The following is a 23,972-nucleotide window of genomic DNA, read 5'->3' on the forward strand; positions in this document are numbered from 1 at the left end:
CGCAAAGGCTTCCTGTTCATAGAAAAGGAATACAAAAAAGCCCCATCCTGAGATGGGGCCATAATGATTGTTTAGATGTAATCAAAGCGTGCAGTAAAGAAACGCAACTGCTTCGGCTCGTAAATAAACTTCAGCCCGCGAATATCTTCTTTGTGCTGGTAAAGTTTAATAATACCGTCAGCCACAACATCCATATGCGCGTAGGTATAAACGCGGCGTGGAATAGTCAGACGCACGGTTTCCAGTTTCGGTCGGTGGTGTTCACCGGTCACGTTATTACGGCCCGCAGAGATAATTCCGCGTTCCATACTGCGCACGCCAGTTTCCACATAGATGCTCGCCGCCAGGCTTTGCGCCGGGAACTCGTCCTGTGTCAGATGCTCGCAGAAGCGACGCGCATCGAGGAATACCGCGTGACCACCTACCGGTTCAACAATCGGCACGCCAGCGGCCTTCAGTTTGTCGCCCAGGTAGCGAACTTGCTTCACGCGGTGCTCAATGTACTCATACTGCATGGCTTCGCGCAGGCCAATCGCCATCGCTTCCATATCACGTCCGGCCAGGCCGCCGTAGGATGGCATACCTTCGTACACCACGACTAACTCTTTGGCAGAAGAGAACATTTCGTCATCGTTCATGCACAGGAAGCCACCGATGTTCACCAGACAGTCTTTTTTACCACTCATGGTACAACCGTCGGCGTAGCTGAACATCTCATGCACGATCTCGGCGATGTTCTTGTTCTCAAAGCCCTGCTCTTGCTCTTTGATAAAGTAGGCGTTTTCAACGCAGCGGGTGGCGTCGTAGAACACTTTAATGCCGTGCGCTTCCGTCAGTTCACGTACTGCACGCATGTTGGCCATCGAGACCGGCTGCCCACCTGCGAGGTTAACCGTGACTGCCAGGCAGATATACGCAATATTCTCTGCGCCTTTTTCATCAATCAGCTTTTGTAATTTTTTAAGATCGATATCACCTTTAAAAGCAATATTCAGACCGGCATCGTGTGCTTCGTCACGAACGATATCGACAAACACCGCGCCATTCTTTTCCTGATGATAACGGGTGGTGGTGAAATACATATTCCCGGCAACATATTGCCCCGGTTTAATAGCCAGTTGCGATAACAGGTTTTCTGCGCCGCGCCCCTGGTGAGTAGGAACAATATGTTTAAAGCCAAACAGTTCCTGTACGGTTCTTTCCAGATGATAGAAGTTTTCGCTACCCGCGTAAGCTTCATCACCCATCATCATTCCGGCCCACTGCTTGTCGCTCATTGCGTTAGTGCCACTGTCTGTCAGCAGGTCAATATAAATATCTTTCGAATTTAACAGGAAAGTATTGTAACCCGCTTCCTGCATTTTCTTGAGGCGTTCATCACGCGGGATCATAGATACAGTTTCAACGCTTTTAATACGGAAGGGTTCTGCCGGATAATTCATTTTGTTTCTCCAGTAACAGTGGTCATGTACGTATTAATGTGAAGTAAATCATACCTGGTTCATCAACAAATCCTGATGAAATATAACTATTCGCCTCCTGAGTCAGGGGGAGAAATAATGTGGAGGCACTATGCAAGATTTGATTGATTATGGAAATAGCCCGGTCAACATTAATCACTGGCAATAATTTAAAAAGCTGTAAATGTGGGTGATGCAAATCACACGTCATTTTTTTACCCGTTAATATTCAACAAGTTTTTTTTTGCGTTTCGATTTGCCATTCGTCGTAGTGTGTCTGCGGAGAGTGGAAATACTGAAAACATAACTTTCCAGGCTGTTCTCATAATGTATTCGTGAATGAGTACACGCCATTTTGTGAGAGTCGGATCACTTCACGGGCTTATATTTGTGATTCACATCACCAAAAGTGTAAAGCAAAGTGTACAAAACGGTGTTGTTTCAGAGTTTGCTATTTGCTTCAGTGAGTGAGATCGCATTTTTGGCCTGACGCAGAGGAGCGTTATTTTCTGGAAATGGCAGGTGTTTGGCGGACTGGATGGGAATGAATTTATACGGTGAATAATACCGGATTTATTGGGATGGCGGAGTTTTCTATTTATTCCGAAAGCGTGCTATTCGCGCTTATTTCATCTTATTTACATCTGGACTTCCCCCAGGACACTGGGGTCATTTACAGGGGTTTTTTTAGCGCGATGCGAAGGTGCGCCAACACCTCCGCGTCGCTAATCACAGCAACTATTAATAGAGAATAGCAGCCATGACTGATACGCATTGTATTGCAGTTTCATTTGATCCAGAAGTCCACGCCGCAGATAACCGTCGCCTGAAGGTGGGTTATGCGAGCCGTTATCCTGATTACAGTCGTATTCCGGTGAAGTACGTCCGGTTTCCGTCCATTGTGATGAAGGGCCAGTGGCTGAAAGCCGCCGGATTCGACACCGGCACCGACGTTGATGTGCGGGTGATGCAAGGCTGCATCGTATTAACCGCCCGCACCGCCGAACCCGAAGAGTCAGAACTGATGAAATCCCTGCGCGCCGTGGAAAAGCTCTCCGCGCGTAAGCAAAAGCAGGTACTGGAGTTTATCGGGGTGATTGCGGGGAAAGCGTTGAAGGGGTGAGTGTGTGATTGTCATTATAATTGAGGCGCCTGCGGGCGCCTTTATTGGTGACGAATTTTCATGTGATTATTTATATCAGCACAATAATATTTATTTCAATGATGAATATCTCTAATTAATAATCCATATCTATATTCTTAATGTTATTTGAGAAACTGTTACTCAGGTCAACTATTTCACCATCAATTTTTGTTATTTACATGCTTTCATTTCTAGGCATCTTATTTTATTAAAGGATTGCCATGGCCGATATAGAAGGTATTGCGAGAAGGATCTATAATATTATCATTCTACCTGATACAGTACAATCTTTTGTTGATTCTATACATACTGGACATACAGAAGACAAGCTTTTTTTATAAAAATTATTGAGTTAGTGGGAGAACATTTAAACGGTAAATCAAAGGACTGGTAACATGAAAAAACTTATCACCCCAATAATAAATTTATTGTTTTGTGGTTATATTGCCACTCTTTCTTTAATTTCTCTCATCGAATTCGATTCATGGCAGGATAAAATCCTTGCCATTATTATCATCGTTGGAAGTGCTTATATTATCGCCTTTATAGCCAATAGGTTCTTACCAACAAAGATACACCTGATGGGTGGAGTTCTTGAACTATTATCCGGTCCATTGCTAATCGCAGGGGTCCTCGCCTGTTTCGCTTTTATTGAACCCTGGCCCATAAAAATTATTGGAACATTCGTTTGGATTCTCATCATGCTTTATTTCCCTTCCCGTATAAATATAGATAAGGACTAATCATGTCAAACCCAGCCTATCTGTGGTTAACCGATGCAAATGGCTCCCCCCGTAATGGGAAGCTCACAAGTCGCTGGACGCATTGGTGCTATTGAACTGAAAGCAGTCACTCATCACCTGTCTGTCCCTGTAGATGGAAATACAGGTAGACTGACAGGAACGCGTGTGCACGCGCCGATTACAATACAGAAGGAGTTTGATAAAACAACGCCCCTTTTGTATAAAGCGTTAAGTGAAAGCCAGACATTAAAATCAGCCACAATAAAAATGTATCAAATTCTGGAGGTTGGTATTGAAAGTGAATATTTCAATATCATTTTAGAAAATGTAAAAGTGACAGGAATCACACCAAACTTATTCCCCGGTTCGGGAACAGGAACCCACAATGAAACTATTCAGCTAAGATATGAGGCTATTACATGGAAGCACTGCGATGGAAATATCATTTATAAGGATGCCTGGAATCACAGAGTAATTTCGTCACTGCCATTGAGTACCTCACCAGCACAGAAAGAATGTGCTGGTGGTGAAAGCATACGTTTTATGAACAAACGAGGTCATTCCTCTCTAATAAACAGCGAGATACACCACCAAAACTTTTGAGTAAACTGATACTGCCATTATTCTTCGTATAATTATTTCCCAGATTTTGTCAATGCAATCAACATCTAATTGCGTCAGTATCCTCTGTAAGCATACAGTCAATCATATAACCAGTGACCTGCTCTGGCTGATTCTGCGAACATACGCACAGTAAGCGGTTTTGACACTTGTTTGATGGGTTCTTTCGTAAACCACTTTCGATAGACCGATTCTCTTTCCCTGGGGTAATAGGCTTCGAAATCAATGACTGAAACCTCAACGTTATATTTCTCTCCAAAATCTTCAATGGCATACGGTAATTCATCCCATTCAGCGTAACCTTGCAGCGGCGTATCAAGTTCAATCGGGATAAGCTTGAAAGTAAACGTTACCGCGAGAGATAACTCCCCCCGAAAAAATTCCAATACCTCGTTATCCTTCACCATCAAAGATCCTTCGATATGCAATAATTTGCTTACTTATTGTACTCCTGCGTCTCCAGTTTGGGGAACGGTAAACGCCATGGCGTATGTGTTTTTCAGAAAACATAAAAGTGATGTCGGTAGCGCATCAACCCGTCTTTGCTTGATCAGGTGATATTTTGCGAGCATCATCGCAATTATTTACCTGATAATGAAATCAATGAATTCCAGTAAAACCCTGCAACAGGCGATTGCCGACATCACCATCTGGCGTAAAGGCGAGCAGCGTGCGCCGCATAAGCCTCTGCTGCTGCTTCATGTGCTGGCGGGTTATCAGCAGGGTCATGGTCGCCTGTTTGACTACGGTTCGGAAGTTCGCGACTCGTTGCATAGCCTGCTGGAGCGATTTGGACCACAGCGCGCACAGTATCGCCCGGATATGCCTTTCTGGCGCTTACAGGGAGACGGATTCTGGGAGCTACAAAACGCCGAGCATTGTTCAACATCCGGTAGCAGCAAACAGCCCCCTGCCGGGGAACTGGTAACGCACAACGTTGCCGGAGGCTTTGGTGAACAACATTTTGCCCTGCTGAAAAAGAACAAAAACCTCATTAATTCCCTGGCCCAGCAAATCCTCGAGGCGCACTTCACCGAAAGCATTCAGGAAGAGATCGCGGATGAACTGGGATTTGATATCCTGCAAATCCGTAAACAGCGAGACCCGTTGTTCCGCCAGCAGGTTCTGCGTGCGTATAACTATGAATGCGCCATTTGTGGCTTCAATATGCGCCACGACAGCACCTCAGTCGCCCTGGAAGCCGCCCATATCAAATGGAAACAGCACGGCGGCCCGTGCGAGATTTCAAACGGTCTGGCGCTGTGTGCAATTCACCATAAAGCCTTTGATAAAGGTTCGATTGGGCTGGATGAAAGTATGCGGGTTCAGGTGTCCCCCGCAGTGAATGGCAGCGGCATAGTGGGCAGACTATTCTGGGGTTTCGAAGGTAAATCGATAGCGCTACCGATGATGCACGAGAATTATCCAAAAGAAGGCTTTGTGGAATGGCACAGGAAGGAGGTGTTTAGAGGGTGAGTGCGAAGGCCGGACTCGCCTTTTCTTTTAATTTATTGAAAATTAATGGGTTGTGAGATTTTAGTTTGGGGATTCGCCCCCAGAATGGGACTTAAAATTGAATACTGCGTGGAAGATCACAAAGTTGCGTGATTATTTTCCAGATCCGAAACGCATTCCAGAGTAAGGCTTCTCACGGCATTGCGCCAGTCTAGATGCTAAATCTCCCGCATGCAGCTCCAGCTTGTGTCCATCTGATTAACACGTTCATCACGTTGCGTATCCGGTTGATAACAAAATACTGCCCTACTCAGCGATAATATCTTGTATGATTGCCGTATTCTTATCGTAAACTGCGTCGTCAGATAGCTGACGAACTCATGATCTATCACTATATCCAGCTTCGACAGGGTTCATAACGGCGTCAATCTGGTGCTCGATGAATTGGATGTTACGCTTAGAGATCTCCTCAGATGACATAAACATTATGGATGGAAGGCCTCTAGGCGATTTTACGCAGACACTTACAATTGCACAGGCCTCTAGAGCAGCAACCGACGCTCACATAGCATTGTCCGGATCAAGCCTGAAAAATTACCTTTTGGGAGTTACAATTGACAATTAGTTATTTTATTGTCAGGTCCGGTAGCCATAGCAATCTAAGCGATTGCCTTAAAAAGTGGGCATATACACAGAAATACTGACAGGCAAGCCCGCAAAATAATCAGCTCCAGTTAGCACTCTCTTCGGAGTGCTTCTACCATTTATAGTAAACTGATGTTTATGCATCATACACAACAGTGCTACTTATAACATGTAATACAAGCGCCGCCACCCTCTTCAAGATCATACATCGCGTCCATATCTAACGTGTCAATAATCATGCTTTCATCCACCATTGCATGCATACCTAATCGACGTTTTCTCTCGCGCTGTTTTTTCTTCTCGAAACGAGCTTTTACCTTCTCGTGGTTTTCCTTAATCTGCTTGACACGCTCTGGGTCCTCCAGTGTTTCTAATGGTTCATTTGGCCCCATCCAGAAAAAAGTTTCGCCATTCTCACTAGTCTCAGCTCTTTTTTCATAAGACTTAGCTTCTTCAAAAGCCTCAGGATGCTCTTCACGTAGCCGTACCCATTCAATTTTTCTCTGGAAGAAGCAGAAGGTACAACCAGAACGAGAACGCCATTCGTAGTATTTCGGTAAACCAAGCCCTGCACTATCTAATATATCGAGTACACCCTGCTTTTTAATGCCGTCCTCAGCAAACGGCATTTTGATTGTGAGATATTTTTGGTTCTCATTGGGACGATAACCATCGCGCCAAGGTTCATCAGCGCGAATACCCACATAAGAAATAACTTCATAGCCATCGTTGAGGAAAGGGCGAATCCATTTCTCAAATGGCTCGAGTTTCATACGGATGGTACACCACCGTTGTTGTCCTGCAGGAAGAAAATTATTGTGTTGCTCTAACCAATAATCAAATCCTTTTTTGTCGTTTATGTGCAGAATAGGTTTACCTAGAACAATTTCTAGTTGCTCCAAGTATTCATAAACTTCAGGTAATTCTTTGCCCGTATCAGTAAAGAAATACTCAATGTCGAGCTCAGGATAGTTCCTAGCCATATACACCGAGAGAGCAGCACTGTCCTTACCTCCTGATAGGCCAAGAACATGTTTCACCTTGCGTTCATCACTCATGAGTAATACCTGTTTATTTAACTTTTTGCTTCAAGGGACTTTCTCAGCAATTGCTGCAACACATTGATTTTATGGAATTCATCAAGCCCAGAAAGATGACCTTCAATAGTATTCATTGTGTTTTGCAATTCATCCATTTCAACAACTCTAATTTCTCGCTTAAATGAGGTTAACTTACCATCATCGCCTTCTAATACTAAGGAGACCAATTTTGTTTTACCAGAGCTAGAGTTAGCTTCGTCATTATGCTGCGACTTTACCACACTCAAAAAATCTTGTGCGTAGTCACTGATTTTGTTTGATGCTGTTTGAAGAATTCCTTCGTTCCAGTTTTGTTTTCCGCGCCCAGTGACAATTTGAATTATGCTCTCTAGCCACTGTAATAATCCAGTATCACTTTTGGCGAGCTCTCTAGCAAAAGCTTTTAAGCGCAAGTCACCTGAATTTGTCTCAACGTACCGGCACATTTGAGCTAATTCTTCACCATTTTCTGGAAAAATATTTTTTACTCTGGTCTTGATCGAAACTAACATTTGCTCGTGCTTTTGCCTGAGAGTTTTAAAACAGTCTTCCAAGAGATCAATTTGACTCGTAAAATCATTAGCACCAAAATCTACCAGCTCTTTCCGTAACTTCTTAATAAGTAGAGTATGTGGATCATTTGCTTGCAAAAAAAGATCTCGCACTCTCAAATAGGTTTTATTACGTGCATCATTATCTGGCACAATATGGTGTGCATTTTTTACCCACTGCGGTAGATTATGTATTGTGGTAACTAATGGTGTCGCAACTGATAATATATTATTTGAAATATTACGGTTGGTTTCCGCTGCAGCGAAAATCGCAAGGTTTTGCAACCACTCTTTTTCGTCAGTTGCTAATACGATATATTTCGCGGCAAGATCGCCTGGGTTCTTGATCAGTTTATGAACATAGTCACTGTCTGGCTCTGCGATAAAGGCAAATTCGCCAGACATATCTTTTTCATAATATGCGATTTGTTCACCCATTGATTTCAAAAAAGCGAGTATGAAAATCGGAATAACACCTTTCGTTAAACCAAAGGGTGCACTACCCCATAATTCGGCGATTTCAGACAAACCAACTTCACTACCTTTGCGATCTTTCAATAGTTGTTCAGCCGCGGCAAACACGGCACTGAGATTTGTATCCAAATAATCTCTGAACCAATGCTGCCCTTTTTCACCTTCGGCCGAGTGAATAGATGTATTTTTTAAGCAGCTTATATACATGGATTTCTCTGGAGGAAACCCCTCAATACCTAAATCTTCACAGTCTTCTTTATCAAGCATGGCTTCGAGAAGCTTTTTTAAAGCAGAAACTGCGGTACCAGACAACTTATTACGATTAACAAGCTCGTTGAGGATTTTAGGTGTTTGGAAAAATATGTTGTCGGCAGCGAAGGTTGCTATTTCACTAATGGTCTCTTTGTCATAAGCAACTCCGTTGTGAAACCAAACCGCGTTGTTGAATGCATAGGTTAAAGCGGTTTCAAGGGCTGATTGTGCATTAAAAGTACGAGCATTGTGTTCTTCGCGAGCTACTTTGTCATGAGTAAGCGCAGCTCCAGTTATTTTATCACTCTGGATAAGATCTAACGCGTATTTTTCATTCGCAAGGTTAATAATTTCATTAGCATTTGGTGCACAAGCAAGCATTAGTGACTTGTTGTTTCGTGTCAACTCCTTCAATCGCGCTTCCGATTCTTCTTTTAGTAATAGTAAGAAATTCGCGAATTCACCATTTCGAGATGTAAGTAACGAACCAATTTCGATACTACTAAGTTGCATTGCTACCGATTGAGCAGCCCATCGTAATGTACCAAATTCATGATAATGGCCTTTCGCAATAACTTGGGAGCTAAAATTAATACGTTCAATCGCTTCATGACTATTATGAAGTTGGTCAAGTTTTTCTTCAACTAAACCAGCAATATCGAGATCAGACCCCTCAAACACCACCCAAGAGGATAAATATTTTCTAAATACAATACAGGAAGCGTCTTTTAGTTGTTGTAGACACGCATTAAGCTGTTCTTGCTGTGTAATCTCGGTTGCGGTAAGCAGTATCTTCTCAGTGCCGGTGAGGTTGGCAGATTTACCAAACAGGGTAATCAAAGCTATGCTTTTAAGCAGCTTGATGCATTGCGGTGAAAAGTCTTGTTTCAAGGCTTTTCTTATTGCATCAGCTGCTGTCGCCCAACCATGACCATCAGGGGATCCCAAAATAGCATGTTCCATATTGGCTTCTAAATAATCCCAAAGATGACTAAGATCATATCGAGCGTTTTGGTCACTTGTTTGCTGTAAGAAAAGTTGAAAACTGAACTGTTCATGAGAATTCAAAAAACTAAACGTACTGCGTTCGTTTTGACTAAATCTTCGCTTGGCAATAGGCCCTAATAGCAATGCGGTTAATGGATGAAGTGGAATACATTGCTCCAATCGTGTAAGTAGCAGCTCTTTACGCTGTCGCTTATCTTCAAGGGCTGCAAGTACACGTTTAACGAGCTGATCACCATCGTTTTTCGGTAATATTGTTTTTATCGAGCTACTAATTAATGCAACCGTTTCATCAGTTGATACGTTATAAAGAATATCGCTATAGCGTCCTTGAATCTTACCCCATTCATCCTGTAACTTGGTGCCACGTTCTTTAGCATATTCACTAAATGCCTGATGTAACAATCCTAAAAAAATAACTGGAGTGTTAATCCTAGATAGCTCTTCTGCGATATCCTGAAATAAATGTAAATCACCACCATTTCGGTTAATGTACTCTAGGCTTTTGCCCATTTCATCTGCGATGATAAGTACACCATCAACGTATGGAGCAATGTCTTCAAACAGGGTTTTCCATGAGTTAAGGAGCTCACTGTCACTCTCTACGCTCACTTTGCTATACTTATTGAGTATGCTGGATTTGCATGTCTTTGGATGTTCTTCGAGTGCTCTAAGAGTTGCATTCCAAAATGATTCTATAGGACCTCTCACTCCACCTACGGAGCGTATTTGTAACCACCCTTCCTGGTAAGGGACACTTTCTTCTAATAGAATTTTAGACTCATCATTTATAGTAATGAGTGCTTCACTACGAATATTAATATCAGCATGCAGTAAACCAGCTACAAGCAACGCAACCGTCGACTTACCCGAACCATAAGCACCAGTAAGTGTATAGGCGCTCTGTCCGGTTTGTTTGTACTGCCGGAAGAGCGTTTCTAAGGAAGATTGTGCAGTTCCATGGTAAACCAAACCAGGAAAGAAATCGGCGCTCAAATCACTATCGATACGGGTAGAACGTTGATGGCGTGTAGCGATAGAGTAAAGTTTACTAAGAGTCACTCTTATTTTCCTTCTGGTTGATAGTAATGCTTAAGGTACTGATCAGCTTTAATATTATTGATATCTTCGAAACAGTGCTGTACTTGCCTTAAACCTTGGGTATCTGTCCAGGCTATTTTGCCTTCGGTTAATGTTTCAACTTGATCAAGTTTGTCACTAAGCCCGGCAGCAGATAAACGAAATACTCGACCAGGAGAGCCTACGTCATTCAGTAATGCTTCAAAAGACAACGTGTTTACCTTACTCTCTTGGTGTTTTCTCTGCATATAGTCAATGAGGGCATAGGTAAAGACCTCTACGGGCAGTGAAGGACGCCGAGAAAGTTCTGCCAGGTAGCTCCTGGCATCTTCTTGCTTCAACAAACCTAGCTCTGTGAAAGGTGAAGCAAAGCTGTCCTCATTAATTTTTTTGGATTGCAATGACTTATGTGCATACATCTGCAACAGACAGTCGATATCTTTGTTTAGAGTTTCTTCAGTAAGCTCTTTCTCGTGATTAGTTAGTGCATCTTTGATTTCATTTGCTAAAAATTCTTTCTTTACTTTTATCCCATTGAAATAATTAAATAAAAAACGAGACGCATTTAATTCAGCATTTCTTGTATCAATGGATTGCAATAGCCAATGTAGTAACCAGATCGTCCCGATCTTATCAAGGTATTCATCATACGCTGCTCTACCGTTTTTATGAGTAAATAACTGTTCAGCAAGCGGTGTCAGTTGATAAATTTGTTCTTTGTTATCAACGCATATCACCAAATTCAGTGCACGAATCCAGTGCCGGACAGAAAGTACCATGTTCTTTCCCATCCCCATTGACTGCATCTGCTTCTCTATATTCAACTTACTCGAGATGGACTCACCTTTTACAATTTCTTGAATTATTTTATAAATCCAGCCGTAACGGATAGGAAAAGTTTGATGTCCGGAGAATTTTAGTATCGTAGATTCGATGCTCAATGTAGTTACCTTACTGCTGAATTGGAGATTTTATCCAAACGGAAACAACATTGTATCAGAAGGCCATTGCATCTAGAAGTTCATTGTATTCAGAAGTTCATTACACCATGAAAATCAAGAATGTAAGAATATATCACTAAAAAAACATAAAATCAAAACACATCATATAAACGGCATAAACTAAAGGCATCAATGATAGTGCATCATTGCCCTGCCCAGCTACTGACAACATGAATCGTAAAGTTGTTGTACCGTGCTTGTTTCATGGGAAATGAAAACTATGCCCTGTGCAAAGCTTGATGTTCAATCCAGCGTGATGCTTGTCTCTAAAAATGACCTTGATTTCATGTGCTTTTCCTAGCATATTGTGGCTTTCAGAACAATGTTCAGCTCATCGAACCACTCAACTAGCTGTCTTTTGTGACTGGAATCTCTGCGGCCAGTGAAACGCCAGGCTCACTATACTTAAATGCCCGGTCAAGATCATAGAATATCCTTAGATTTAATGATATAAATAGGGTATTTTCGAAGCATATCAGTAACCTAGGAAAACATTGATGCAAAAGTCTCTGGATATATTTAAAGCTGAACCTCAATCAGTATTTGATGTCATCTGCAAACGTAAAACAACAGGCTTTTATATGCCTGCTTATCAGAGACCATATTCATGGGAAGAAAGTCATATTAGAGATTTGTTTTCTGATTGTGAAAACGTATTTAGAAATCTTCTTGATTCTCATGATGCGATTATTTTCCTCGGTTCCATACTCAGTGTAGACGATAGCATTGCCCTAACCATTTACCCTTTAGTAAAAAGGGATAAACCGGAAGAAATCAAACTTATCATCGATGGACAACAGCGCCTTTCGACTTTGATGTTGATAATACTCTGTATTAACGAAAGATTAAGAATACTTTTACCGAGTTTGAAAAAAGCAATTAACTCAGAACAAGATGAAGAAATAAAAGACGTCCTTGATGAATTACGCCAAGTAGTTTCCCAGCTAGAGATCGACACTTCGAATACGGTTGTAGAGACAACTGCAGAACATGAAGTATACAAATATCTCCCTAAAATTATTCGTTCACAGGTCGATTGTTGGGGTAGAAGTGAGAAAAACGCTCTATATGACAGTCCAATAGCTGAATTGTTGTATGTGTATCAGCGTCACATTATGGAGCAACGTGATAATTCAGTGTTTAAGCCTTTAGACTTATCATTGATGAGTACTTCTGCAAAACGTGTCGTTAATAACGTTAAAGAAATTAGAAAACAGCTTGACTGTGTACAAAAAGGCTTTCAATTTCAATTTCCTGATAGCGAAACTGAAGAAAAAATTAATATTAGTGACTTAGTCGATGTTGAAACATTGGATGTGTGTTTAGATTTCCCTGTTGATAAAAATTTGGCATTGGTTGCTGAATCGTATCCTAAAGTTGCAGAAGTTATTTACATCGCCGTATTTGCGAAATTTTTGCTTCATCGCGTTTGCCTTACATACGTTGAAGTTAACAATGAATCGTATGCATTCGATATGTTTGAAGCTTTGAATACTACGGGCGAACCACTCACAGCGATTGAAACATTTGTACCAAAAGCTATTGAATTCATAGGTAAAAAGCGTAAAGAGGGGGCTCCAGAAGAAGAACTGGAAGCAGCAATGGATGTTCTCAATTCCATAACTGAGCGTTTTGAAAATATCATCGATAGTAAAGAAAAAAACCTTAAAACTAAAGCGTTAATACTGGCATTTGTACGAGCTTTTGAAGGAAAAGTAAAAGTTACGAGTTTAAGAGATCAGCGAGATGCAATGCTTAAGAGTTATGAAAATTGCGACTATGATCTCAAAGGCGTTTACTTAAGCCAGCTGGCAACATCTGCCAACTTTTTGTTCGATCATTGGCAAGTAGTAGTACCAAATGTTGGGAAATTAGTTGACTCTAGCGTTTTAGATATTTCTAATTTATGTCTTCGATACCTTGTGGATATGAAGCATGATATTGTTCAAAGTCTATTGATACAATTTGTATTAATTGATGAGAAATTTGAAGCAACAGGGACAGAACATTCTGACTTCGCAAAAGTGCTTAAGTCTGTAACAGCGTTTAGTGTACTTTGGCGAGCAATGAGTGGCGGAGCTGATGGTATTGATGCGGTTTACAAAAAATTACATGAACGCGGTGTGAATGCAGATCAAAAAGGGTTCACATTAGGTCACGGCTCTCTGACGTCGGATCGATTTAATCCAGATATTATCAATCAGTTTTTCAGAGAAGAACTTGTAAATAAAATTATTACAAAAGGTTCTCCAAAAGATACAGTAGATGAAAAATGGCTTGATATCTGTTCGAAACAGCAAATTCTAACCAAACCGAAGAGTATCAAGATGTTGCTCTTAGCTGGTTTGCATGGTGTTGAACTTGAAGGCGTTGATCACCAGATCTCAAATAAATTGAGTACTGACTTCCTAACAACCACGATGTGGGAATTAATTTCTCGGAAAAACGCTATTAAGAAGGTCTTCAATGGTGGTTCTACAGAAGGCTGGGGGGATGAGGAGATTGCAAACCCAGAAATTTATAACAAGATTGGTAACGTATTAATTGATGTCAGGGACGGAGTTTCCAGCTCCAATTCACCGTCTTGGTATAATCTAAAGCAACATTTACTTCAGGCCTTAGCTAACGATTCAATTAACGATATTGAAGATATCTTATCATCAGAGTGCCATATTTCTGAGCATGCTAAAAGTCATGCTTCAGTCTTGATGCTAGAGAAAAAATTTGGTGATATAACGTTCGCCGATAAATGGGGAAAGCAGCAGATTGATGAACGCAGTTCATTACTCCTGAGTAACGCATGGCGCAATCTTACTAAATGGCTTGATTGGGAGTAAAAATGCGGTTCTCAGACCTTGAACTCAAAGCTAAGTATGACTCAGATGAAGAAAGTATACTTGAATGTGTACATATCCCCTTGCTTGCTCGCGCAGATCGCTATGATAGGGCCGTGGGATACTTTTCGTCCGATGTATTGGTTTCTGCAGCGCAAGGTCTGGATAAGTTTATCCATTCAGAAGGCAAAATGCGCCTTATCATTGGAGATCCACTATCTGACGATGAGTTTGAGGCGGTGATGGAAGGGGTATCAAATCCTGTTAGAGCTCTATCACTTCAACTAGCAGATTTGTTGCTTGAAAGCACAGAACGAAACCTAAAGCTGCTAACGTATTTAGTGGCTAAAGGGCTACTTGAGATTAAGTTCGCTTTCACGCATCAAGGTATGTTCCACAAAAAAATTGGGATCTTTTATCAACAAAATGAAACCGTTGTTTTCAGCGGCTCCGCGAATGAAACTATAGCTGGGTTATCGAAGTATAATTCTGAGGAAATTTCTCTATTTTTCAGTTGGCGTGAATCTTTTGCTGATTATGGCCAAGTCGAAGTAGACAATTTCAATGCTCTTTGGAATAATAACAAGAAGCGAGTGAAAGTTGTTGCAATTGATTCAGATGCTTACCAAAAAATCCGAGCTGGTGTTGATCTGGACGTGTTAAGTAAAGAATTATTTCCGGCATCCCCTCATCCCAATAAGACCAAACCTTTCTTCTCGTATAGCTTCCCTAAATCAGAACAAGAGTTAACAAAACTAAATATTGAAGTGAAAATACCTCGTAAGCCATTGGTAGTGAAAGATAGAGCGTTTGAGTTGTTTCCACATCAAGTCGAAGCGATAGAAAGCTGGCGAAAGGCAGATTATAACGGTCTATTTAAATTAGCCACAGGTTCAGGTAAGACATTCACATCCATCTCTGCGATGGTTGAATTGTATGAAGAACGTCATAAGAATGGTAACGCAACCTTTGTTATTATTAGTGTCCCTTATATCGAATTGGCTAATCAATGGGTAAAAGAGCTAGCCCCTTTTAATGTCATCCCTATTCAATGTTACGATAGCTCTAATAATTGGGCTGCTGCATTAGATAAGAAAATACTACGTTTTCGAAGCGGAACTTTAGATTTTATCTGTGTCATTGCTGTTAATAAGACCCTGTCATCAGAGTTATTTCAATCAAAGATAGCCAAAATACCATTTGAGGATATGTTGTTAATCGGCGATGAATGTCACCACCTTGGTAGCCAAGGTTATTTCGATGCGCTGCCCCCAGCTCGTTATCGAATAGGATTATCCGCTACGCCTTTTCGCACCGATGATGATGAGGTTGAGGGCGCACCATTCCCTGATAAAATCAGACAGAATTTGCTTTCATACTTTAAAGGCATTATAAGTGAATACTCACTGAGTGATGCTATTAAAGATGGAATACTTTCTCCTTATCGGTATGATCTTGTTCCAGTTTATCTTGATATGCAAGAGCAAGAGGCCTATGAAGACTATTCTGCAAAGATTCAGAAGCTAATTTTAAGAGCTCAATCAACGAAATTATCAACTGATGAGCAGTCAATGTTGACCAATTTGTGTGGTGCAAGATCAAGGCTACTGGCCACTAGTTCAGGAAAATTACCGGCATTACTCTATTATTTAAAAGATCATCCGACTTTGTCGTTAACACACTCGTTAATCTATGTCGGAGAAGGTTTTGCACCGGGGGAAAGTATACCATATATAACTAAGGTCACTAATTGCCTACATGAACATGGCTATAAAGTTTCAAAATTTACTTCCCAAGAGACATCGTCGGAGCGACGTATGATTATGGAAAGTTTCAAAGAACAACGCATTGATTCTTTAGTGGCCATGAAGGTATTGGATGAAGGGATTGATGTGCCGGTATGTCGAAGCGCTTTTATTTTGGCAAGCACCCGTAATCCCAGACAATATATCCAGAGAAGAGGTCGTGTTCTTCGAAAATCTTTGGATAAAAATGAAGCCTTAATTGTGGATTTTGTTGTTCTTCCATTACCGGGAGTAGTGAATAATATTAGTCAAAATTTACGACGTGCGGAGTTGAAAAGAATAGATGACTTCAAGTTAACCGCTATAAACCCCGAAGAGATTGATAAAAAAATCATCGAATTAGGACTCTATTAATGGACCTTGATGCCTTTAAAGCTTTGTTAAAGCAAGTCGATAAAGATACCCAGATCGCTCATCTGGATTACTCAAAGAAATCTGCTGTGCATAAAGCAGCACTGCAGGTTATGCAATTTGAGAAAGAGCTTTACTATGGAGATTTAGTGCAAAGTCGTCATCTTCAGAAGATCAAAGATATTATTGAGGCTAATGTGGAAGATATCATAAATGAAACTAATAAGACTTGAGATAAATAATTTCCGTCAATTTTATGGAAAGCAGTCTATAGATTTCGCTGTAGATCCTGATCACGGAGTTACACTAATTCATGGTGAGAATAATGGTGGCAAAACAGCGTTGCTTAATGCGCTTCGTTGGTGCCTTTATGAGGAAACCACTGAAAACTTACTCGACCCTAAAAATCTTCTCAATAAGCATGCAGAATCTCAAGGTAAGAATACTTTCAGTGTTTCTGTTCAACTAGAACATGAGAATCGCTTACTTGACGTTCGAAGGATTCAAGATAAGAATAGTGGTAGCAGTAACTTACATGTTTATGAAATTATTGATGGTTGCTATGCAGAAAAAGCTGAAGAAAACCCGAATACGTTAATCAATACTTTTTTACCAAAAGAAATGTCTCAGTACTTTTTCTATCAAGGTGAAGGAACCGGTACTTTAAGTAGTCAAAATGATTTCTCTCACATCAAAGATGCTATCGAAAAAGTTTTAGGCCTAACGGTTGCTAAAACAACACTAAGACACTTGTCTGCCGTTAAGATAAGTTATCAAAAAGATCTCAAGCAATATGATACAAACAATGAAATTGATATTTTATTGACAAACAAAGATACTTTAGTTTCAAGTTTAGAACGTGACAAGATGCTACTGGAAAAAAAGCAACGTGAGCTAGAGATTGCGGAAAAAGAATATGAAACTCAAGTAGGTAAACTTGCTCGTTTTGATAAGACAACAATTGATGAACAACTTAAGCTTCGCAAACAGAAAACAGAGTTACTTAGTGACTACGCACGGCAGCATAAGCAGTTCCTGTCTGAAAAAATCTCAAAAACACCTGACTGGGCATTGACGACATTTAGCCAAAAGCTTGCTTCGTTCGATGTTTCAGCAATTAATACTGAAGAGCTCAATAAGTCATTACGTTATACCGTAGACAGGCAATTGTTACGTGAGATTGTACACAATAACGAATGTATTTGCGGCACTCATATTGAAAAAGACAGCTCAGCGGCACGGCTTTTAGAGGAACTCGGTAAACATGCCGTTGACCCTGATCTTAAGCACCGTTGGGTGAGAGCGACCAAGCTACAACAAAGAATTAGCAGTCAGCAGCTACCAAAAGCTAGTATGGAAAAATTATTAGCTGATATTGATGACTACGAAGTTGGTATGCAGGAACTTGAACACAGTATAAAAGAGTTAAGTTTTACGATTGTCGAGTCTGACATTGATGATATTAAGATTATCGAACGTGCCAAAGATTTGGCTAAATCTCAGTGTGACCAACTTAAAGGACAGATTCCTCAGTTAGAGCAGAATATCCGTAAAAAAGATATCGATATTAAAGAAATTGATCGCCGAGTGAGCAGTTTGTCATCGACTCAGCCCAAGGCCCAGAAAGTCCGCAACCTGATTCTAGCGACAGACAAGATAATCGAGTTATATGAGGAAGCTATGAATTCCTCGCAAAATGGAGTTGAGCAATTATTATTGAAAAAGATGCAATCATTGTTTAGTCAAGTTGCTTTTAATGGCTACACGGTTCAAAAGGACACCAACGGAAAATCAGGGAGCTTTACATGGGCAATTGTTGATAATAAAGGCAAACGTGCAGCCGCTGGTAACGGATATCAAGCTATGCTTGCGATATCTTTTATCGTCGCATTAATTGAGTTCTCGAAGGTTCGCGCATATAACAAGCAGCATCTTCTTACCCCTGGTACTATTGCCCCATTTATTGCAGACTCTATTCTTGCCTTTATCGGCCCAGATAACGGTCGAGAGCTTGTTCGTTACATCGCGGAAAAAGTTGAACAGTCAATCTTTTTGTTTTCTCAAGCTCAGTGGACTGAAACACATACCGACAAAGGAATACGGCATAAAATAGGTAAGGAGTATAATCTTGTTCAACATACAGTGCTTACCAAGGAAGAATTTAAAGGCCAGTATCCGACGCAACTTACGGTGAATGGCGTTAATTACGAAGTTGTTCGTTTTGGTAGTGATTTTGACAAAGTAACTATCGAGGAGATTCCTACCTATGGCTGAAATTTTAGACTGGCGTAAGTTACAGGTTCACCGGGATTCTCGTTTCGAATCTTTAGAAGAACGATTTTGCTCGACAAAAGGAGCTAACAATGACTCCCGGATGTTTAGTACAGTCAAAGAACTAATGGTTTTTGCTGCGTTAGTGGGATATCAACTAGATGCATATCAACCACTTGAGCCTAAGATTAAAACCACGCCGATCCTGTTGGATACTTATGCAACAACAGGACATGATGCTTATATCTATCTTCTTGCGTTAACAAAAGCGTCATCTCTAGACATTCTCAAAGATGAAAATTTAAGACAAGCAATTGATATTTTTGAGGGATATTGCAATAGTGGTCTCAAAATCATTGATAGTTGGATAATGAATAATATTGGTGAGCCACTAGTGACTAATATTATATTTAATCAAACATTAGAGTACTTAGTTGAAAATGAATAATTACTACGACTATGCTGCATCTACACCAGTTTCTCCGCGAGTTCTAGAGGCGATGAGACCTTGGGGGACCGAAAATTTTGCGAATGCTTCTTCTGCGCATCAAGCAGGAAGGCTGAGCTCTCAAGCAATCCAACAAGCAAGAGAGCTAATTGCAGATAAAATAGGTTCACTTCCTAGTGAGATTATTTTTACCAGTGGCGCTAGTGAAGCTAACAACTTGGCTTTAAAAGGAGTAGCTTTCAAACATCTTAATACCAAAGGCCACATTATTACCTCAGCTATAGAGCACAAATGTATTCTCAATACTTGTGCATTTCTGGAGTCGATTGGCTTCGAAGTGACTTATCTCCCCCCTGACAGGAGAGGCTGCATATCGCCATCCTCACTCGCTGCGGAGATAAGAGAAAATACTATCCTTATTTCAATCCATCATGTAAATAATGAGCTAGGGACAATTCAGCCCATTAAAGACTTTGGTGCGATAGCTTTTGAGCACAACATTCCTTTTCACACTGATGCAGCACAGAGCTTCTGCAAATGCGATATTAATGTCGATGATATGGATATCGATATGCTTTCACTGTCTGGCCATAAAATTTATGGACCTAAAGGGATTGGCGCACTTTACGTGCGTAATGCTAGAAACGCAGAATTAGTTCCCCTTATTCATGGCGGGGGACAAGAGGCTGGGTTACGTGGCGGCACATCGCCTACTCCCTTGATAGTAGGGCTTGCAGCTGCAGTAGAGTGCTACCCTACTCAAGCAAGCCCAATCGAAAAGCAGTTTCTAGATCTTATGGTGCAATATGATTTCATAAGAAACGGTAGCGAGGCAGTGGTACCGACAATCTGGAGTGTAACCTTTCCCTCCGATGAGGAGGTAAAACGTTTTACGAATGATTGTCCATGGTTCATATCTCAAGGTTCAGCGTGCAATGCTCTTTCAAATGTAGCTTCCCATGTTTTAACAGCAATGGGGATGTCGGAACAAGTAGCGCGTCGCACTTACCGCATTAGTCTTCCGCCGTATAAGATTAATGACAAATTAGCCTAAAGCCAGCCACGTGCTTTCCGGTTAGCGCTAACCGTTCCTCAAATATCTGCCTGTTCAAGATAACCTCGCCCGTGGCTGTTGTTCCCAAGAGCTTTGACAATCGTTCATCAAAGTTCTTTTGTTTTTCATATTGTTCGTGTTTATTACTTAGTAGCAAATGCTTATTGAGCAGTGGCGGGCGGCGACTTTCATCTAGATAGTCAAAGAAATCTATATTTTGATTAACCATTTTTATTTTGGTTCTCTCTATCAAATAAGGAACAGATTTGCTGAAATCATCGTAGCGTGTCAACGTGAGTTTACCAGAGTTAATATGTATTTTAACTAGTTCAACGGTGTCGTCTAGTTCTCCGTAAAGTTGCAATGCAGCACCGACATAAACACGCAATAAGAGTGGCAGCGCCTCAATATAGTCTTTATGGAGAATCAAAGAGTGTCCATTATTAAGAATACTTGCAGGCAATTGCTCGTGTGCTTTTATGCATTCTTCTTCAATTAAATGCGTATCTGCAATCGCAAAAAGTAATTCTTTCGCAAGATTATTCGCCGTTCGGTAATCACCAAATAAAGCTTTGATGTCACGTTTTAGATTTTCAGGGTGATGAGTATATGGTTTCCTTTTCTCAAATAATCCCATAGCAAAATATACTAGTAGATCTTCCTTATGGGATTTTTGTGCATTAGCAAATTCATGAGCACCAAACATTTCCTGAAGCAGGCCAAAGACTTTTTTGTGAGATCCAATCAAGTTTCTCACCTCTTCAGAACTCTTGAACTCATCGTTTGCCGGTATACGACCAAGCTCTAGACAAACATTCCAAAAATTATCAAAGATCTCCCTATTTTGGGTAATAACAAGTTTTGCTCGATCTTTACTCTCAATGGGTTGAGGAGAAGTGAGTTGTTGCCAATTATAACGTCTTTGATACTTACTCTGAAGATAACGTTGTTCTTCTAACTTATCTTTGAACAAGTAAAAAATACCAGGCGCGACTGCAATAGCATCATCTTGCAAGGAACGTTCTAAGTACTCTTTGAACTCCGATTGCGCATAATACTTTTGGAAGGTATTTCGAGAAGTAATTACGCCATCTTTATAAGGCTGAAACTGCTCGATATACGCCTCGTTAGCTAACATTACTGATACGACAAGTATTTTGTCCGCTAGATCCCAAGCACTCAAGAGAGCTTCGAGGCGTTCATCTTGATCTTCGATAACATTTAGAACAAAACCTAAGTTCACAATATCAGACTTTACTTTGTCGTTATCAGGAGAAAATACAGGGTCCCAACCTAAAGCATCAAGACCATTTGCCTCAAGCTCCCTTAGGTCATCTCCTCGACCGCACCCATAGTCAAAAATAGAAAAACGGCCATCTAGATAGCCTTGCTTAGCTAACGTTTTCATCGGCCCGGATAACTCATAGCGGACAATAGCAGTCTTGTAGCGATCGATGCCAGGTTCCGAAGCGCCAATACTCGGAGGTGCGCTATCTGCTCTGAGTAACCGCCCTTCAACTAGCTGGTAACCTTTTTTGTGAATCAAATTTAGCCAAGAACGTTTGAATCCTATAGTACGGGTGTTTTCGTACAACCCGGCCTTCTCCCCTTCTTCTGTCAATGTAGTGAAGTGTTCATAGTAGTCACTCCCCGGCAAAATCATGGTTTCCTTTCGGTGTAAAATAGGTGGATTATCAGAAGAACGGTAGCAAGTTACTTTATGACTGAGTTTGCTCAAATCTACGTTGAGACTTTGTTCCAAGACAGGGTACGAGTCGCTATAAAAGTTGGGGTAGTTGAGTAATGATAAGCGAAATTCGTTCTTAAACAACTTGATTAGGTTCCATTGTTCATCCGGTAAGTTCACTGCTCGGGCCACAGCTGGTATAAATTTTTGCAATTCAGATGGAAGCTCATGCATGGCGTCTCTATGCAAATAAACCGCATCAGGGAGTTGTTTTCCAATTTGAATCTGTTTGATTAGTTGCTTAAATGATTGAGAGTTCATCTTCTAGTAATAGTTTCTGTTTGCAGAGCTAGGTAGATATTTATCTTAGCAGTATTGCTAAGTAGTTAAACAAAACCTGTCAAAAATTCTGCCTAGCTCCCATCATCTCGTCAGTGAATTTCCAACCAGCCTGTTACGCTGCGGTATGACCTTATCCTGGTGCCCTTTCGACAGACCTCGTCATGAAGACAGAATATGTCTACAGGCGTGGGTTCAGTCCACGTTTTAGAAACGCATGCCCTGAAATCAACCATCATGACAAAACCAATTAAGCCCTTCCTCCCTCTGATATACCGAATCTTCGTGATATGCACTGTTTTTCCAGCGTAATTCATCACCAGATTATGTCTGAAAAGATCGTTAACTAAACTGATCAGGTTAGTTGTTTTAGCAAAAATATCTCACACCGGTTTTCACCATCAACAAGCACGACACGCAACCCACAACACAAAAAGGAACGCCCCATGCCCCCACACAAAATCCGCCAGGAGTGGCTGACGCTGGATGAGGCCGCAGAAGTCATCCGGCAGCACAACATCACGTTGCTGCCCGCCGACCTGATCCGCCATGCCCTGCACGGCGATCTGTCGCTCTCGGTCTACTTCCCTTCGCCCGTTCTGCTGAGACCACTCAATCCTCCTTGCCGCTTTGCCTGCCGATCCAGCAAGCCGCCCTTTCCACCTTCGCAGTGCAACAAACCCGGCAACCGCAAAGTGATGGCGAACTCTCCACCATGCAGACGCGACCCGACTCTGCAACTGACCTCCAGCCATCTGTGGAATTTGCCGTTAATCGGCCTTGAGCGCCTGCTGCTCCACCAGCAACTGGCGAAAACGTTGAATCGTCCTTGCCCCAAAGATACCCACTGCTGCAACCAGATTGGCATCGTGGTCTGCGATGAGAACGACAGCTATTACCAACTCTGTTGCCGCAAATCGTTGCGGGAGCTTTTACTGGAATTGCTCGCCACGCAAAACAATCTCCAGGAAGAGCTTCATCTGCTGATTGGCCAGCTATATGGCAATGGCCGCAATGACCTGAAATCCCGGCTCAGTCTGTCCGTCTGCTATCTGCAGGACACGCTACCTCCTGACGCACTGTTCGTCATCCGCCGCACGCATCTCGAAGCCTTCCTGACCCGTCATCAGCCAGAATCAAAGGAGCGGATCACCTCCGCGCTTTCCCGTTTGCTGTGGCTGGCCTGCAAGCGCAACCCGCAACTGGACGATGAAATGCTGGAGCATCCTTATAAACTGCTGAACATTTTCGAATGCTGGGCGCGTGAGGAAGGTATGCACCTGCCGCTGAGCGGTGAAACATTGAAAACCGCACTCCAGCGCGGCGCACCGCCTTAACGCGATCAACTAACCCTTTCAACTAACAACTCTCACTAACCCAGATAAGGATTTTTACTGCCTCGCAGGGACGCTGCTGCTTTGATACCCACGCCCAACGTGCTGATGTGAACGAATCTGGACACAGGAGGAATGGTTATGAATAGCGACAGATTTTTACGCTTACGCCAGGTGGAAGACAAAATCGGCTTTGGTAAATCCTGGATTTATCAGCAAATACAGCTGCAACAGTTTCCGCCATCCATCCGACTCAACAGCCGCCACGTCGCCTGGCTGGAAAGCGAGGTGGATGCCTGGATCCACCAACGCATCCGGCTTACCCGCGATGTCTGAATG

Annotated in this window: 17 protein-coding genes and 1 pseudogene; 12 read left to right on the plus strand and 6 right to left on the minus strand. The window is 41.7% G+C overall.

From position 1 onward, the window contains the following. Nucleotides 1–71: 71 nt before the first annotated feature. The gene (locus I6L54_RS21820) at nt 72–1,442 is read right to left on the minus strand and encodes a tyrosine phenol-lyase (RefSeq protein WP_040230254.1); all 1,371 of its coding nucleotides are present in this window, start codon (nt 1,440–1,442) and stop codon (nt 72–74) included. Between the two features lie 778 nt (nt 1,443–2,220). Here I6L54_RS21820 and symE point away from each other — a divergent pair. From symE to I6L54_RS21835, 3 genes and pseudogenes are all read left to right on the plus strand, one after another. Further along, complete coding sequence (symE, locus tag I6L54_RS21825) at nt 2,221–2,583, plus strand: endoribonuclease SymE (RefSeq protein WP_040230256.1); 363 nt, start codon at nt 2,221–2,223, stop codon at nt 2,581–2,583. 416 nt (nt 2,584–2,999) lie between these two features. After that, on the plus strand, nt 3,000–3,347 hold the full coding sequence (locus I6L54_RS21830; RefSeq protein ID WP_040230258.1) for a hypothetical protein: 348 nt from the start codon (nt 3,000–3,002) through the stop codon (nt 3,345–3,347). Between the two features lie 2 nt (nt 3,348–3,349). Beyond that, nucleotides 3,350–3,818 (plus strand): annotated as a pseudogene (locus tag I6L54_RS21835) (Hcp family type VI secretion system effector); the annotation flags it as partial. Nucleotides 3,819–4,048: 230 nt separating this feature from the next. Here I6L54_RS21835 and I6L54_RS21840 read toward each other — a convergent pair. Next, the gene (locus I6L54_RS21840) at nt 4,049–4,375 is read right to left on the minus strand and encodes a DUF1493 family protein (RefSeq protein ID WP_040230261.1); all 327 of its coding nucleotides are present in this window, start codon (nt 4,373–4,375) and stop codon (nt 4,049–4,051) included. 196 nt (nt 4,376–4,571) lie between these two features. On the opposite strand from I6L54_RS21840, the gene I6L54_RS21845 reads away from it, so the two are divergent. Next, nucleotides 4,572–5,444: a phosphorothioated DNA-binding restriction endonuclease gene (locus tag I6L54_RS21845; RefSeq protein ID WP_040230262.1), complete on the plus strand. Its 873-nt coding sequence runs from the start codon at nt 4,572–4,574 to the stop codon at nt 5,442–5,444. Between the two features lie 782 nt (nt 5,445–6,226). On the opposite strand, the gene I6L54_RS21855 is transcribed toward I6L54_RS21845, so the two are convergent. The 3 genes from I6L54_RS21855 to I6L54_RS21865 are packed head-to-tail and all read right to left on the minus strand — an operon-like array spanning nt 6,227 to nt 11,450. Beyond that, nucleotides 6,227–7,126, minus strand: coding sequence for a phosphoadenosine phosphosulfate reductase domain-containing protein (locus tag I6L54_RS21855; protein ID WP_040230264.1), 900 nt, complete (start codon nt 7,124–7,126; stop codon nt 6,227–6,229). Between the two features lie 17 nt (nt 7,127–7,143). After that, nucleotides 7,144–10,491 (minus strand): hypothetical protein, encoded by a 3,348-nt coding sequence (locus I6L54_RS21860; protein ID WP_040230265.1) that lies wholly within the window; start codon nt 10,489–10,491, stop codon nt 7,144–7,146. 2 nt (nt 10,492–10,493) lie between these two features. Beyond that, nucleotides 10,494–11,450 (minus strand): DUF4007 family protein, encoded by a 957-nt coding sequence (locus I6L54_RS21865; RefSeq protein ID WP_072041410.1) that lies wholly within the window; start codon nt 11,448–11,450, stop codon nt 10,494–10,496. Nucleotides 11,451–12,007: 557 nt separating this feature from the next. Here I6L54_RS21865 and I6L54_RS21870 point away from each other — a divergent pair. Genes I6L54_RS21870 through I6L54_RS21895 form a run of 6 tightly spaced genes read left to right on the plus strand, consistent with a single transcriptional unit; the run spans nt 12,008 to nt 20,273 of the window. Beyond that, a complete protein-coding gene (locus I6L54_RS21870) occupies nt 12,008–14,347 on the plus strand; it encodes a DUF262 domain-containing protein (RefSeq protein ID WP_040230266.1) in 2,340 nt (779 codons plus the stop codon). Nucleotides 14,348–14,349: 2 nt separating this feature from the next. After that, nucleotides 14,350–16,503: a DEAD/DEAH box helicase family protein gene (locus tag I6L54_RS21875; RefSeq protein WP_040230268.1), complete on the plus strand. Its 2,154-nt coding sequence runs from the start codon at nt 14,350–14,352 to the stop codon at nt 16,501–16,503. Next, the gene (locus I6L54_RS21880) at nt 16,503–16,733 is read left to right on the plus strand and encodes a CxC ATPase DNA modification system associated small protein (RefSeq protein WP_040230269.1); all 231 of its coding nucleotides are present in this window, start codon (nt 16,503–16,505) and stop codon (nt 16,731–16,733) included. Before I6L54_RS21875 ends, I6L54_RS21880 begins: the two co-directional genes overlap by 1 nt. After that, nucleotides 16,714–18,774 carry an AAA family ATPase gene (locus tag I6L54_RS21885; RefSeq protein ID WP_040230270.1) on the plus strand — a complete coding sequence of 687 codons (2,061 nt, stop codon included), beginning with the start codon at nt 16,714–16,716 and terminating at the stop codon, nt 18,772–18,774. The genes I6L54_RS21880 and I6L54_RS21885 overlap by 20 nt, the downstream gene beginning before the upstream one ends. Beyond that, complete coding sequence (locus I6L54_RS21890) at nt 18,767–19,219, plus strand: DNA phosphorothioation-associated 4-like protein (RefSeq protein WP_040230271.1); 453 nt, start codon at nt 18,767–18,769, stop codon at nt 19,217–19,219. Before I6L54_RS21885 ends, I6L54_RS21890 begins: the two co-directional genes overlap by 8 nt. After that, nucleotides 19,212–20,273 carry a cysteine desulfurase family protein gene (locus I6L54_RS21895; protein ID WP_040230272.1) on the plus strand — a complete coding sequence of 354 codons (1,062 nt, stop codon included), beginning with the start codon at nt 19,212–19,214 and terminating at the stop codon, nt 20,271–20,273. The genes I6L54_RS21890 and I6L54_RS21895 overlap by 8 nt, the downstream gene beginning before the upstream one ends. On the opposite strand, the gene I6L54_RS21900 is transcribed toward I6L54_RS21895, so the two are convergent. Next, entirely contained in the window at nt 20,254–22,281 is a 2,028-nt protein-coding gene (locus I6L54_RS21900) for a DNA phosphorothioation-associated putative methyltransferase (RefSeq protein WP_040230274.1), read from the minus strand. The two genes, I6L54_RS21895 and I6L54_RS21900, sit on opposite strands and share 20 nt — an antisense overlap. A 464-nt stretch (nt 22,282–22,745) precedes the next feature. Here I6L54_RS21900 and I6L54_RS21905 point away from each other — a divergent pair, with 464 nt between their 5' ends. Continuing rightward, a complete protein-coding gene (locus I6L54_RS21905) occupies nt 22,746–23,636 on the plus strand; it encodes a hypothetical protein (protein ID WP_040230277.1) in 891 nt (296 codons plus the stop codon). A 138-nt stretch (nt 23,637–23,774) separates the two neighbouring features. After that, nucleotides 23,775–23,969, plus strand: coding sequence for a helix-turn-helix transcriptional regulator (locus I6L54_RS21910; RefSeq protein WP_040230279.1), 195 nt, complete (start codon nt 23,775–23,777; stop codon nt 23,967–23,969). Nucleotides 23,970–23,972 lie beyond the last annotated feature (3 nt).

Origin of the sequence: Citrobacter pasteurii (genome assembly GCF_019047765.1) — a bacterium.
In the GTDB taxonomy this organism is placed as follows: Bacteria; Pseudomonadota; Gammaproteobacteria; order Enterobacterales; family Enterobacteriaceae; genus Citrobacter; species Citrobacter pasteurii.